This is a genomic window from Brevibacillus sp. DP1.3A (genome assembly GCF_013284245.2).
Classification (GTDB): Bacteria; Bacillota; Bacilli; order Brevibacillales; family Brevibacillaceae; genus Brevibacillus.
This window is the reverse complement of the sequence record NZ_CP085876.1, coordinates 120,289-133,830: the sequence shown is the minus strand read 5'-3', so window position 1 is coordinate 133,830 and position 13,542 is coordinate 120,289. Positions and strand designations below refer to the sequence as shown.

12 protein-coding genes are annotated in these 13,542 nt (G+C 48.1%); all 12 read right to left on the bottom strand.

The features are described from left to right. Window positions 1-5: 5 nt before the first annotated feature. Complete coding sequence (locus HP399_RS00765; RefSeq protein WP_173620738.1) at window positions 6-755, bottom strand: threonine/serine exporter family protein; 750 nt, start codon at window positions 753-755, stop codon at window positions 6-8. Between the two features lie 15 nt (window positions 756-770). Further along, entirely contained in the window at window positions 771-1,706 is a 936-nt protein-coding gene (locus HP399_RS00760; RefSeq protein WP_228088428.1) for a serine/threonine protein kinase, read from the bottom strand. Beyond that, window positions 1,696-2,457: a vWA domain-containing protein gene (locus HP399_RS00755; RefSeq protein WP_007726408.1), complete on the bottom strand. Its 762-nt coding sequence runs from the start codon at window positions 2,455-2,457 to the stop codon at window positions 1,696-1,698. The genes HP399_RS00760 and HP399_RS00755 overlap by 11 nt, the downstream gene beginning before the upstream one ends. A gap of 121 nt (window positions 2,458-2,578) precedes the next feature. Next, window positions 2,579-5,053: a stage II sporulation protein E gene (spoIIE, locus tag HP399_RS00750; RefSeq protein WP_173620740.1), complete on the bottom strand. Its 2,475-nt coding sequence runs from the start codon at window positions 5,051-5,053 to the stop codon at window positions 2,579-2,581. Between the two features lie 285 nt (window positions 5,054-5,338). Next, window positions 5,339-5,710 (bottom strand): S1 RNA-binding domain-containing protein, encoded by a 372-nt coding sequence (locus tag HP399_RS00745; protein ID WP_173620741.1) that lies wholly within the window; start codon window positions 5,708-5,710, stop codon window positions 5,339-5,341. Between the two features lie 41 nt (window positions 5,711-5,751). After that, the gene (locus tag HP399_RS00740; RefSeq protein WP_173620742.1) at window positions 5,752-6,060 is read right to left on the bottom strand and encodes an FtsB family cell division protein; all 309 of its coding nucleotides are present in this window, start codon (window positions 6,058-6,060) and stop codon (window positions 5,752-5,754) included. Between the two features lie 18 nt (window positions 6,061-6,078). After that, window positions 6,079-6,651, bottom strand: coding sequence for a spore cortex biosynthesis protein YabQ (yabQ, locus tag HP399_RS00735; RefSeq protein ID WP_173620743.1), 573 nt, complete (start codon window positions 6,649-6,651; stop codon window positions 6,079-6,081). Continuing rightward, window positions 6,648-6,932, bottom strand: a complete 285-nt coding sequence (yabP, locus tag HP399_RS00730) for a sporulation protein YabP (RefSeq protein WP_007726414.1) — start codon at window positions 6,930-6,932, stop codon at window positions 6,648-6,650. The genes yabQ and yabP overlap by 4 nt, the downstream gene beginning before the upstream one ends. 184 nt (window positions 6,933-7,116) lie before the next feature. Continuing rightward, the gene (locus HP399_RS00725) at window positions 7,117-9,150 is read right to left on the bottom strand and encodes a copper amine oxidase N-terminal domain-containing protein (RefSeq protein ID WP_173620744.1); all 2,034 of its coding nucleotides are present in this window, start codon (window positions 9,148-9,150) and stop codon (window positions 7,117-7,119) included. Between the two features lie 387 nt (window positions 9,151-9,537). Next, on the bottom strand, window positions 9,538-11,673 hold the full coding sequence (locus tag HP399_RS00720) for a GDYXXLXY domain-containing protein (RefSeq protein WP_173620745.1): 2,136 nt from the start codon (window positions 11,671-11,673) through the stop codon (window positions 9,538-9,540). Window positions 11,674-11,783: 110 nt separating this feature from the next. Further along, window positions 11,784-12,077 carry an RNA-binding S4 domain-containing protein gene (locus tag HP399_RS00715; protein ID WP_007726420.1) on the bottom strand — a complete coding sequence of 98 codons (294 nt, stop codon included), beginning with the start codon at window positions 12,075-12,077 and terminating at the stop codon, window positions 11,784-11,786. Beyond that, window positions 12,064-13,536: a bifunctional methyltransferase/pyrophosphohydrolase YabN gene (mazG, locus tag HP399_RS00710; RefSeq protein ID WP_173620811.1), complete on the bottom strand. Its 1,473-nt coding sequence runs from the start codon at window positions 13,534-13,536 to the stop codon at window positions 12,064-12,066. The genes HP399_RS00715 and mazG overlap by 14 nt, the downstream gene beginning before the upstream one ends. Between the last annotated feature and the right edge of the window lie 6 nt (window positions 13,537-13,542).

Below are 13,542 nucleotides of genomic sequence, written 5' to 3'. Positions count from 1 at the left end.
CGTACTCACCTCGTAAACGAAAGAATAATGGCTGTGGCTACCGCTACGGAGACAGCCGTCAGCATGGCTTCTACTCCGCGTGAAACACCTGCAACCAAATCACCAGCCATCAAATCCCGAAGCGAGTTGGTGATGGCGATCCCCGGGAACAACGGAAGCATCGCACCAATAATGATGATGCTCAAATGCAGCTGCGGAAATATCGTCACGCTCAACAAGGCGAAAAGCCCCCCTAGTAAAGCGGCGGAGAACTCCGTAAAAAACTTCATCCGGACAAACTGTTCTAAATATTCCTGGCTCAGGTTCACAATCAATCCGGCCATCGCAGAAGGAATCAGACTGCCCCAATCTCCCCCTGCAAGCATAGAAAAGGAGCCACTGGCTGTAGCCGCTGCTAAATGCTGCAACCATTTCGGATAGATCTGCTTTTTCTGATCGATCTCACGCAGCGTCCGATAGGCTTGCTCCAAATTAATTTTCCCACTGACAAACTGTCGGGAAACATCATTCACGAGCGTAATTTTATTGAGGTTGGTCGTACGTTTGGGGGTACGAACCATTCTTGTATGATCCAGTCCACTACAACGAAAGGACAGGATGATGCTCGTAGGCGTAGCCGAGCTGTTGACGTCATCCATCCCCGCAGCCTTCGCAATCAATGCCATTGTCTCTTCCGTCCGGTATGTCTCTCCACCGTTTTTCAATATTATCGAGCCTGCCAACAAGCAAGTATCCATCACCAAATCTGAGGACACGAACCGTCACATCCTTCACATAAACCATGCGTAATACAAAGTGCCAGCCAATAAGAGTAACGAGGCGACAAAAAGACCGCTAATGCCCGCCCCTGCGTTCCCTTTCGTCCGTGGTTTCTTTTGCGGCTTTTGCGGTTTGGCAACCATGCTATCTCGCAAGACTGCCAACAGCTCCGCTCGCATTTCTTTCGCGGTCGCAAACTTACCGTGAAACGCCTTCAATAAAGGCTCCCGGTAAGGATACAGGCTGTCACTTTTTCGTATTATATCACAGAGTAATATCGTGTGACGTGGGTCACCAAGGCTGTTTTTCCACGTTTCCGGTCCAACCGTCAGACGCACCATCATCACGGCTGTCGAGAACAGGTCATAACTTACTTCAGCCCGTCTATCACCTGCGTGCCAAAAAGCTCGATCGTACTCTTCTGTAAACTGCCGAACGGCGTTGCCCAGCTTGGTCACTCCACCGAAATCAATCAAGCGTACCTGCTTGTCCGTTTGAGTAACCATCACATTCTGCGGTTTCAAATCCCCAAAAATATAGCCATGCTGGTGCAAAACATCGAGACGAGCCAGTAATTGAACCATCATCACGGCCACCCAGTCTATACCCTCTTGCTTAATATATTCATCCAATTGCAAGCCTTGAAGATACTCCATGGCATAAAACGTACAGGCCTTCCCGTTTACAACGAGATCGTCCACGTCGCACAGGAGCGGTCCCACTTTGGAATCCCGCCCCTGCTGTGTGCTTTTCAACACATTCACTTCCATTAAAATGTCTATGCCTTCCACACCAACCTTAACCGCGCGCTGTACGCCACCCTGGGATACCAAGTACACGGTCCCGTTTGCACCACGCCCCAACTCCCGTAAGACGTGGTACGATTTTTTGTTCCATTTGCCTGTAAATTGCTTGGGCAGGTCGGGGGTGGCTGCCTTAAAAGACATGGTCACGCAGCATTCCGTTCGAGTCGTCCTCTTCGTCTTGGTCGATGTAACGCTCTTGCAGCGTGCGTGGGAGCTTGTCCTGCTCAAACAGGGCAATTGCCTCTACGATGGCGGGTCCTGTAGGAGTAATTCCGCTCATCGCCAAATCACTCGTAATTTGATGGGCCTGCTCGACCTTTTCTGTCCACGGAATGCGGATATCGAGATGCTTTTGTTTCCCCGGAAATGAACCGACCGCCATTCTGCTTTGTCCACTCCGCGAATGCAGACTAATACTGAAATCGTGTATCGCTTGCTGAACAGCCGACAGCTTTGGCTTCATACTTCCCGAGGTATCGACCAGCATCACGACGTTCAAGCTGCTTTTTTCACCTAACTCGTCAACCATTCCGGCAACCTGCACTCTTTTATCGGGTGCCAGCTCCTCTATTCCGGAATCGCCCAAAATCTCTTTTAATTCTTTATTAACCACTTGATGAATGGTGCGTGTCATTGCTTTTCGCGTCAGCATTTGTACCGTTTGCGCAAGCTGTTGGGGGTACACGATGTCGCAGAGTCCACCACCTGCTTCCGCAATATCCCTAATTTCCTTCTCCCCTTTCTCACCCAGCTCACTCTTGTCGATTACACCAATCACATTGACCGTAATTCCTTGCTCCCGTGCCAGTGCCGCCGCAGCAACGGGGCTCATCCCAGAGTTGGAGCAACCGTCTGTCACTACCAGTATTTGACGAAGTGTCGCTTCTTTCACAATAATCTCCCCATTCGATCTGTTTTGTCAGTCCCAGCTCCGTGTAAGCGATCGTTCATCCACTTCACTTCGCAGGGTATTTTTAGCAACAGTATCGACGGGTAATAGAGAAAACATACTTCTAACTCACAATCCGTGGACGCTCGAGCTTCTCCATCCCATGCACCGCGATGGCAGCCCACTGTGGTACAAAGCGGTCAATTCGCGCCACCAACACAGTCATGTCATCAACAATTTGTCCGGAATGCTGGCGAATGACTTTTTCCAACAGTAAATCAGCGACCTCCTGTGGATCATTCGTCTCCAGTTCACTGATGATTCGCTTCATCCACGCTTGCCTATTCTCAATATGGCGCGGCGCCTCATAGATGCCATCGGACATCATGACGAGCAAATCACCTGGCTTGAGCATACGAGATACGACATCCACCTCGATTTCTTCCAAAATCCCCACTGGCAGGTTGTTGGCGGTGATCGTGATGACATCTTTATTTCTTTTGACAAAGCTCGGGGTGGAGCCGATTTTTACAAAACGCGTATGAGCTGTTTGTAAATCGATCAGAGCCAAGTCCACCGTCGCGAACATTTCCTCCTTGGAGCGCAGGGCGAGCACGGAGTTAACGGTTTTGATCGAAATTTTTTCGTCCATACCAGAACGCAGAAGCTGCTGGAGCATATCGAGGGCGGACTGACTCTCTATGGATGCCCGCTCGCCATTTCCCATTCCATCGCTGATCGCCAGCGCCATTTTTCCATTACCCAAATCCATCGTGCGGAAGCTGTCACCAGATAATAGCTTGCCGTCCTTGGCTGCACCTGCGACCCCGATATCGATCTCATATGTTTTGGCGGAAGCAAGGCACATCGTGCATGAACCGTCTTTTTGCGCTTCACAATGCCGCTCGCGAACCACAATGTTTTCTCCCAAAATCTCCGTGAGCATGGGAGCCACGATCTTCGCGCATTCATCGCGGCCATAGCAAGTCGGCTGACTGATTTCGATATCGACCTTCCCTTCTTCCAAGCTGTGTATTTCTACGCGGCGTACCGACAGACCCAAGCCCTCCAATGCTTGTGAGACCTGCTTTTCCTGAAAGCTCAGCTCCATGCCCTCCCGTTGTATTTCCCGGGCAAAATCACTCATGACACGCGAGACTCCCGATAGCTGGTCAGCTACGAGCATTCGGCTTTCCTTTACCTGCTTTTTCAGTTGGTCAAACGATTGCTGGCGATCGTATTCCTGCTCCATTACAGTCATGACCTTTTCAGTTTTGACGCACTTGCGCTCCCAATCACGCGGCGGTGTAACGCCAGCCAAGGTACCGTGCTCGTACACTTTTTCCATTAAGAAGCGCATTCCCTCATAGGTCGATTGCGTATCTTTTTCCCAGCATTGTTCTTTTTTCCAGCATTTCTGGCAGGTGAATTCAGATACGCGGCTAAGAAAGGCATCGGCCTGTTCTTCTATTTCTTCAGGATCGGCTGTCTGGGCAAAGCTATGGGAGAGTTGCGTAAACAAATCGGAGAATTGCTGGATCTTGCCCGCTGTCACATCGCGGACTCTGCGCATGTATTCTTGATGGGATTGTAGATTCTCGGGAGTCCCGGGGATAAATCGCGCTACTTTTTTCCAAAGAGCAGCAGGGGTCAGAATGAAGAGCACAATGGCCAGAGAGGTTTCAATCAAGGAGTAGTAGAGTGTCTCTTCTGCTCCACCGTAAATCGCAAGAATAGCCGTACCGATCAACAAGCCTGCGGATACGCCCACTTTGCCGCCTTCCTTCAGCAAGCCTGCCAGAAGACCGGAAAAAGCGAGCAGATTGATTTGTAAAAGAGCACTCACATTAGCCAGACTGAGGATGAGACCTGTGACCACACCAACAGCCGCACCGATCGTGCCACCACCGACAAAAGCAAAGACGAGCAGCAAATAGCGTGTAAGTACATGCTCCATTGAAATGCCTTCGACCATCCAATCCACAGTACCCGTCATCAGGGAAGCCAGCAAAATGACTAACGAAACGATCTCTTCATTTTTGAGAGGTTCGTAAGGCTTCGCCAAATGAATGATCGATAAAGACTGGATGAAGATGAGAGTCAGTACAAAGCCAAGAATCGCTTCCACTGCTACCATCACAAGCTCATAGGTCGTTACCTGATTGGTCAGAACCGCATACAACAGACGGCTGATGAAAATCGTCCCGACGACCAGCAAAGGCGTCCGTGAAAAATCTTTGTTGCGCATTTTATTCATCAGTTTGCAGGCAAACAAGGCAAGTATCACGCTCAAGGCGGTTTCCAGTCCTACAGGCACTGACTGGGTAAAAGCGCCGATAATAAGAGCCATCCCCGTGACAAGCAAACAATCTCGACGAATATAAAACATGACAATGAAATACGGTATAGCAAAGGGGGTTAGCTCTTCCACGATTAGAGCTCGTCCTAATAAGAAGCCCATGAGGATGGGGAGAACATTCCACTTCTCTATGAAATCTGCTACTTTTTCTCCCCACGTCTGCGCAGTGGTACCCATTCGATCGGACACTTGCCGCGTCCAAGCCTGTCCGGCTTGTGTTACGTTTTTGTTCGCAATCATTTCGCTCCACCCCGTTCTTGGTCAATGTGTTTCTCCATTATACGGAGGGGGGATTGTAAAATTTGTCAAAAATCCAATGAATATTCACAGAATCGTGCGACAAATTCATTAACGCAAACGGACAAAAAAAACCGACGTTATGGCGGATAACGTCGGCTGACAGGTGATTCGCGCTTTGCGAAACGGGCTTAGGATACTCTATTCGTCAAGACTTTGAAATGACCTTCCTATTTTTACAGTCAAAATGCGCTTTTCACAAAGAAAGAAAAGTCATAATTTTCCGAATTAAAAAGACCGACCGCGGCCCTTCTTCTCTACGCTTTTCTTCAAGGAGGACTGCCTGTCTTCACTTTCTTTCAAAAAGCGATTCAGCTTTTCTTCAAAGCCTTCACTTCGCTCCCGCTGATAGCGGGGTGGCCGTTCCTTTACCATTGTTTTTTTGATAGAAAGCCCGATCTTGCCCTCACGGAGGCTGAGGACTTTTACCTTTACCGTGTCTCCTATTTTTAAAAATTGATGGATGTCCCGGACGTAGACGTCAGCAATTTCACTAATATGCACCAGTCCGGTCACATCGCCCGGCAGTTGAACAAACGCTCCGAATTTGGTGATACCCGTGACTTTCCCTTCCAGTATGCTCCCGACCTCGATCTCCATGACGTGGAATGCCTCCCTCTCGTTGAAGATCAGCTGTATACTCAATCCGGAATGATATAAATGCTTTCGCCCTGCTTGGTAAATAAAATTCGCTTACGTACCAGCTCCGCCAAGTACTCCTGATCGTTTAGCCGGCTTGCTTCATAGGTCAGATCCTCTTGTTTGTGCTGCAAGACCGCTGATTCTTGCTTCAGGACTTCCAGCTCTGTCTCTTTCTTGGACAACTCGCCACTTTGCAAAAACAAGGTATAGCTAGTCCAGACGAAAAAGCACAGGATCACAAAGAAAAAGAGACGCATTCTCCTTCTTTGTCCTTTTCGGTTAATGGAAGAGGTTCTTGCTTCCTTCATCAGTACGCCACCTCGAATCTACTCCCGCTTTCTCTTTGATTGAAACCAATTCTTCCAATTGGTCCAAAATCCTGTTGTTTTTCCGTACATTTTTTTCCCCAAATGTTGACCCCATCTGGCAAAAGGAGAGGTGACAAAACGCGTCACTTTCCACAAAAAGCCGAGGATCGCGAGCAACACGGAATACAAAAATGTCAGCACCATGATGATCACGCGGAAAAGAAAGAGCACAGGACGTACAAGCAGGATGTCTATAATTTTTACGACCGTACGGTAAAACCACTGACAGAATTTTATCACGCGGTGCAAGAAAAGGATATACTTCTTACTACCTAATAAGAAGTACAGCCACGCGCCAAATAGCATTCCAAAAAATATCGGAAACCGAATAATCCCGTCGTTCACTTTCACCAAAATCAAGAAGACAGCGCCCATACTGCCCACCCAAAACAGGATGTCAAAGAAAAAGACCAACCAGAGTGGCAGTCTGGCCTTGCCTTTAAATACATGGTACGTATCGAATCCCATACCCATCAGTGCACCACACGTCGACATGGCCAATACCGTCTGTAACTGGATGGCGATGTTCACTTGAATAACTTGCCGAAGAATCCTCTCGACCGATCCCCGGCCTGCCCTTGCTCCAGATAGGCCATCTCGTGAACGAGCCCCTCGATCGCTACTTCTCCGGTTTCCAGACTCAAATTTTTCATATGCAGGTTTTGGCCTCGTATGGTTAAAAAGCCGCCGTCCGTCTCCAAGAGGAATTCTTCGCTGTCAAAGCTTTCGACGTTTTTTACTCCCGATATCGCTAAGCTGCGACGATTAATCATCACGACTTCATGACGTGGCCGTCTCGTGTGATCGTTCATGATTACTCCCTCCTCACGTACCCTTCTTGTACTATCGTATGGGGAGGGATGTCCTTCTAGAACAAAAACGGTCAACAGCGTTTTTGTTGACCGCAAGCGGTCGCATTACCTCTAATGAAAAACATCGAGATGATTTTCACAAAAGAAAACCCCGTATAAATACGGGGTTTTCGTCTAATTGTCCTTACTTGTATACGGTGTAGTTCCCGTTCACATAGATGATTTTGTAACCGGTACGCTCCGTGATGGTTTTAAGAGGCAGGGTAGGAACGTTGTTTTTCAGCTGAACCGCTGCAGGCAGCGTTACATTTTGGCCATTGATGGTCGCTACGTTTGAACCGACCTTGAATTGCATAACCGTGTTGCCGCTCACTACTTTGGCAGTCGTTTTGGTGTAGCTGATCGAAAACCCGAGGGCATCACGGAAAAACGTAGTTGGCATCAGCGTGTTGCCATTTACAGTATACGGTGCCACTGCGAGTCCGGTTGTTTTACCAGCCTTCGTAAAAGAAGCAACGCTCTGCTTGAAGCTCACACCATTCAGAGTCACGATGGTCGCCGGACGAGAGAAGAGCAAGCCTCTCTCCTCAGAGTTGTAGACTCCGATGCTGTACACACCTGGCGTAGCAGGATTCACAATGCCAGCCGTCTCGGCGATATTGACCTGAGCTGCTGTTTTTGCCGGAATATCCTGGGCAGGAATAATAATCAGATTTTGTCCGCGCACACCAACAAAGCTAGCGGCCACACCGTTCACCGTTACTGTGTTCGCTGGCAGGTAGGCTGGAACACGGAAGCCAACTGGGAGTACGACTTCAATGAAGCCTTGATTGCGAACAATCGGAGCACCCATCGCCTTGATGCCGATTGAAATACCAGCAGGAGTAGAGGCAGTCGCTCTCGTCAGCCCAACCGTTGCCAATGTGTTATCCACCGCGACTGGTGGAGTCACTCCAGTAACTTGAAACTCCTTCGACTTATAGGTCTTGTTGTCGATTTTAGCCGTCACGGTATATGTTCCCGCTGTTCTCGGAGTGGTCAAGTAGCCTTCGAATGCAAACTTGATGGTCGCGCGATTCGTGCTAGTGAATCCGTAAGGCGTGCGGAAATAAACCTTATTCCCCAACACACTTACATTCGTCACTTGAGCATTATTGACGGTGACGCTGTTGCTGGTAAGAATCGGTGGAATGGTTACCCCACTTGGGAATTCGACCTCGATTTCTGCGTTCGATCCCAGCTTGGTGGAGAGATCCACATCAAACGTATAGCTCGTACGCGCTCCCGCTGAACTGTCCGACAAAGAAACGGTGAATGGCGTATTGCTTGTGTTTGTAATCTCTACATCTTTTGACTTGTATTCCTTGCTGTCATATTCCACTTCATACGAATAGTACTTGTCTGGTTTGGATGGGTTTACAATCCCTGCTGAAGAGGTAAACTCCAGCTTTATGTAGCTATCTCCGTCTGCACCACTCGGAATCTCAATTCGAATCGAGTCGTTATCGAGAATCGAGACGTAATCCGGTTTGTACCCGTTTACCTTCACATCAGATTTGTTGATGCTCTTTGGCAGCATGTCCTTGGAGGGGAAATTCACATAAATGTATTTGCCCTCTTTCAGCTTGCTTTTCGAGGTGAGATTAAATTTTCCGAGCGTTAAAGAGATGGTGTCCTCGGCATTCTTACTGCTGTGGGAAGCCTCGAAGTCGCCCTTGCTGCTGCTACTGCTGCTGCTTGAAGACTTGGTGATCGTAATCTTATCTCCCTTGTAGCTGGTCTCCGCGCTTGTTTTTACTTCAATTTCGTAGCTGCCCTTGTCTTCTGGGTTGGTGATATTATCAATAGTCAGTATGAGTACAGTACCTTTTTTGATCTTTTCATCAACTTCGACCTCAACCACATTTTTGCTTACGTATACGTTGTCGATTGAAATCTTGTTTTTATCGTCATCTTTTAGCGTGACATCCGATGTTTTCAATTTTTTATCCACCGAATATTCGGATGGGAATCTAACGAAAATACTGTCACCCGATGATAGGTCCTTATTGATTTCAAACTCAATCGTATATTCTGTTTCCTCATCCACACCTGTATCGTCTGCAGAGACATCCTCAATAGAGAGAGCATAAGCCGCCTTTGGCTCGAGCATCAGTGGACTTGCCAATACCGCGGTGGCCAGCAGCACCGAGATCCCTTTGTTTACGCTTTTGTTCATCGGTAACGCCTCCTTCTCTATAATTCCCTACTATGATAGGTAATCTTCGGCAGGAAAGGGTTACAGACTGGTAACGAATGATTTTACCCACAGCTTGGAAAAGTCGACCCATCCAAACGAATCGACCGCAATTCCTTGCAAGGCGGGATGGTAGTGATCGAATCGCTTCGCATGGTACAGGAAAAGCCTGTCCCTACAATTGCAGACTCCGAAAACAGCACATCATACGGCAAGATCGACATCCCAATGCAAGATACCAAATGCAAGAAAAAACCGTTTGGCTTCCGTAGATGAAAAGTAATGGCTCCGTTGAATTCCAAAGAACGTATACTTCCTCACGCAAAAGAAGCTGCCCGATGACACAGGCAGCTTCTTCTTTTGGAATATCTACTGGTTCGATAGGCTCTCCAGGATGGCATCGCCTCTCTCACCAATTTTCACGATAGCGTACTTGGCATTCCGCTCCACTTCAAGTCCAGTTCCTTCTGGGACAAAATAGCTTTCTATGCCGTATTCCACCCGATTGATACCGATCGTGCTCCCATTAATCACCACATCCGATGCCTGAGGCTCGTAGGTACGATTCCATTGACCATCAATCTCATAATAGCCACTGTAGCTGTGCAAGCCATTTGCTTGTTGACGCAGTACGACTCGAATCTTATCCCCTGAGTCAACCTGTTCCTGATCCAGTGTAGATATGGTGTAGTCAAGCCTGACGTAATCACCTTGCAGTAACGAACGCGGATCGATTGGAACCAGCTCTAGCTTCACTGTTTTTCCGTTGGCCAGGATTGTCTCACTGCTCCATACTTGATAGCCAACCAAAACAAATTGCAGCAAAATGACAGGAAGCAACATAAGCGCTTTTCTCACAAAAAGGGAAGGCTCGTTTTTCGGCCACTCGATTTTCGACCTTCGATCCCACCACAAGGTAGCGATGAAAAACACCAGGCTGAGCAGAAGCAGGCTCAATGACTTGTGCAGCAAGCTCCATAGCATGTCGTAGTACTTCATGAGGAGAAAGGCAAACCAGAAACCGAGTACGATTCCGAATCTCACCTTATTTTGCTGATGCAATGTCCGGTACAACAAATACGTGCTGACTGCGAAAAAAGCCAAATTCACTACCACATTCATGGATCCCGATTGAAACCTTTCCTCAGTCAGGATCAAAAGCGAGAGTAAGGCGTACACCAACGAGCTGTTTTGCAAAACGACAGGCAATTGCTTTACGTAATGCATCGCCAATTGCGTAGCAAATATGATTAAGAGCACATATTCAAAGGAAGGCAGATACTCATCCAGCTTCGTAGCCAGGACGACTAAAAAGGTCAGCTGTGTCAAAAGCCGCGCCGGAATGGCAGAGACAGCTTTCCAAATGTATAACAGTACCAACAGGAAAACGATCCAGTAAGCTCCTTCTAAAAACAGAACAGAACCGACACCCAATATATACCCCATTGTGAGCAGCGTATATCGTACCGTTGCATTCATCCTGCTCATAAACACCACAGGGCCAATAAAGCCAATTAATGAAAGGAAAAACAGTAAATCAATAACGGTTTCCTCTTCAATGATCAGAAAAAGCAGACCTGCTATCGAAATAGCTCCAATGGATGCGGCGATAGTCGTGACGAGAACCGTGAATGCCTCTTGAAAAAACACAACCCATTTGCTTTTTTGATACGCTGATTCCTTGCGCAGCCAATTAATCCCTGCAACTGCTCCCCAAACAATGAGTGCGGTCAGCAGCAGCATCAAAACAAAGAAGCCTTCTGAGAAATACTTCACCATGTAGGATATGAATTTAACGAGCACAAACAGCGAGAGCAGCGAAGCCGTCACAATCAGAAACCCGCGACTCGGCACCCATTTTAAAAACGTGACAAACAGGATCCCGCCCGTCAGGACATATAAAAGCTCAGGGAGCGGACCATACACTTCGGTGAAGGATGAACCGAAAAGACTGACAGAAAACGTCAGAAACGATAAGTAGTAAATCGGCTTGGAACGCAATTTCCCCGTAGAGGTTAGCCAGAACAAGATGATATTTCCCAAGGCAATCAACCAAAACATCATGAACCACCACTCGTCTTCACGCGCTACACGAATGACGGATGGATGGAGAAAGAAATAAATCGCCAAATGAGCAAGGACATAGCTGATGACATAGAATGGCTGATACCGCGTCAAAATCGCGAACAGCAAATTCGGAATGAGCCATACGACGAACAGCATATAGCTATCGGCATGACTATTGTATATTTGCCCCAACAAAGCCACACTGATGCCAAAAGCCAAGCCTCCAGCCACCAGAAGCCAATTGCTCAAAAACGTATGTCGTTTGATGAAACGCAGTCCATAGGACAATAAATAAAAAAGAACGAGGATTGCTACACTGACGCCGATCTTTTGCTCCCTGACCATAAGCGGCCAGTTTGAGGCAAAAAAGTACAGGATAGATGATAGCAGAAGCGAAATGGACAAAAAGTAGCCTGTTCGAACTCCGTTTTGTTGCATACAGCACACATCCCTTCGGAAATGCCTTCAGGTACTCTCATTATATCCTTTGATTGGGAAAAAAGCCTAAAAAAAGACTGCCCTCTCGGCAGTCTCTTTTTGCGCGCACATTACCCTTTGAGGTAGGCGTCTTCTTCTTTTTCATCACGCGGAACGGGAACTTCGCCAATGACGGAATACAGCGAAGCCGCTTCTTCCTTGCGCGGGTTTTCCTTGATGTCCTCTACTTTTACCGACACGATTTTTTGTCCGAAACGGATCGCCAGCTTGTCGCCGATTTTCACGTTACTGGACGCCTTTGCAGGGCGATCGTTGATTTCTACACGCTGTTTGTCGCACACTTCTTTAGCGAGCGTGCGCCGCTTGATCAATCGAGACACTTTCAAATATTTATCGAGTCTCATACTTGGCTTCCTCCCACCATTTGTCCATCTCTTGCAGGTCTGTCTGCTCAAAGGTACGACCTGCCTTTTGCAGCTTGCCTTCAATATAGGAAAAGCGCTTCTTGAACTTGTTGTTGGTCAAGGCGAGGGCTTCCTCCGGATCGAGCTTCAGGAAGCGCGCCAGATTGACCACCGCGAAAAACAAATCACCCAATTCGCCAGCGCGTTCTTCCTCTGATGCTTCTTGCAGCTCGCGGTACTCCTCTTCTACCTTTTTGTACACGTCTGCAATATCGTCCCAGTCAAAGCCGACTTGGGCTGCTTTTTTCTGTAGCTTGTACGCATACATCAATGCTGGCAAGTCACGCGGTATTCCCGCCAACTGTGATTGAACCGTTACATCGATGCCTTTTGCTGCTTTTTCCTGTGCTTTGATCTCCTGCCAATTCGCCAGCGCTTCCTCGGAATCATTCGCGCTCTTTTCCCCGAATACATGCGGGTGGCGGCGAACCAGCTTTTCATTCAACGTCGCGACAACATCATCTACCGAAAAATATCCATCTTCGGCTGCCATCTGCGAATGCAGCATGATTTGCATTAACAAATCACCCAGTTCCTCACACATCGCATCTGGATCATCGTCGTCGATCGTCTCCAAAACCTCGTACGTCTCTTCAATCAAGTTTTTGCGGATGCTTTGATGTGTTTGCTCGCGATCCCACGGGCATCCATCCGGACTTCGCAGGATCGCCACGATCTCCTTCAAGTAGGAGAATTGGCGGTACGATACCTTCTCGTCCTTCGTTGGCGGTACATACACCAGGGACAAATTCCCGAAATGATCGAGTCTGTCCAGTTCATACAACGGCACTGTCTCAATGATTTCTTGCCCGGCTACCCCTACAGCTGTCGCTACCGTCACCTCGTAATCGTCCGGCAGCACTTCCATCAAGGTCAGCTTTACATCAGAAGCCACAAAGGCATCGTACACTTGCGCGATAATCGTATGCAGACCCGGTGATACTTGATGAGCAGCGAGCGCCGTCCCATCCAGCAAAGAGAATCCCTCGATCGGGTCGATATGTAGGCGGGCAAACAACGGATCGATAAAGCTCTGTCCACCGCCAATTTCGATCTTTACTCCACGTTTTGGTCCCTCTGCCAACAACAGCTGCACGGTACGTTCTGCTACCAAAGGATGACCTGGCACGGCATAGACAAGACTGCCTGCTTCGTTTACCCGTGAAAAAAGCCGCTCCACGATATCGGTGTACACATCGGAAAACGTATCGTGCTGCTCATATACATCATCAAAGGACTCAATCGCGATGCCTTCTGCGATCAACTCGGCTACGACCGGATGCTCTTTCGTGCGCAAATACAGCTGTTTAGCAGCTTTAAGCGTACGATAGATGCCATAAGGGAGCTGGTCCAAATCTCCGGCACCAAGACCGACTACGGTAATGTTCTTATTCTTCATTTCCAC

What these genes read in the sequence shown, in the direction of transcription:
- HP399_RS00760 (WP_228088428.1), bottom strand. Translation starts at nt 1,706, where the DNA reads ATGTCTTTTAAGGCAGCCACCCCCGACCTGCCCAAGCAATTTACAGGC.
- spoIIE (WP_173620740.1), bottom strand. Translation starts at nt 5,053, where the DNA reads ATGATTGCGAACAAAAACGTAACACAAGCCGGACAGGCTTGGACGCGG.
- HP399_RS00745 (WP_173620741.1), bottom strand. Translation starts at nt 5,710, where the DNA reads ATGGAGATCGAGGTCGGGAGCATACTGGAAGGGAAAGTCACGGGTATC.
- HP399_RS00740 (WP_173620742.1), bottom strand. Translation starts at nt 6,060, where the DNA reads ATGAAGGAAGCAAGAACCTCTTCCATTAACCGAAAAGGACAAAGAAGG.
- yabP (WP_007726414.1), bottom strand. Translation starts at nt 6,932, where the DNA reads ATGAACGATCACACGAGACGGCCACGTCATGAAGTCGTGATGATTAAT.
- HP399_RS00725 (WP_173620744.1), bottom strand. Translation starts at nt 9,150, where the DNA reads ATGAACAAAAGCGTAAACAAAGGGATCTCGGTGCTGCTGGCCACCGCG.
- HP399_RS00720 (WP_173620745.1), bottom strand. Translation starts at nt 11,673, where the DNA reads ATGCAACAAAACGGAGTTCGAACAGGCTACTTTTTGTCCATTTCGCTT.
- HP399_RS00715 (WP_007726420.1), bottom strand. Translation starts at nt 12,077, where the DNA reads ATGAGACTCGATAAATATTTGAAAGTGTCTCGATTGATCAAGCGGCGC.
- mazG (WP_173620811.1), bottom strand. Translation starts at nt 13,536, where the DNA reads ATGAAGAATAAGAACATTACCGTAGTCGGTCTTGGTGCCGGAGATTTG.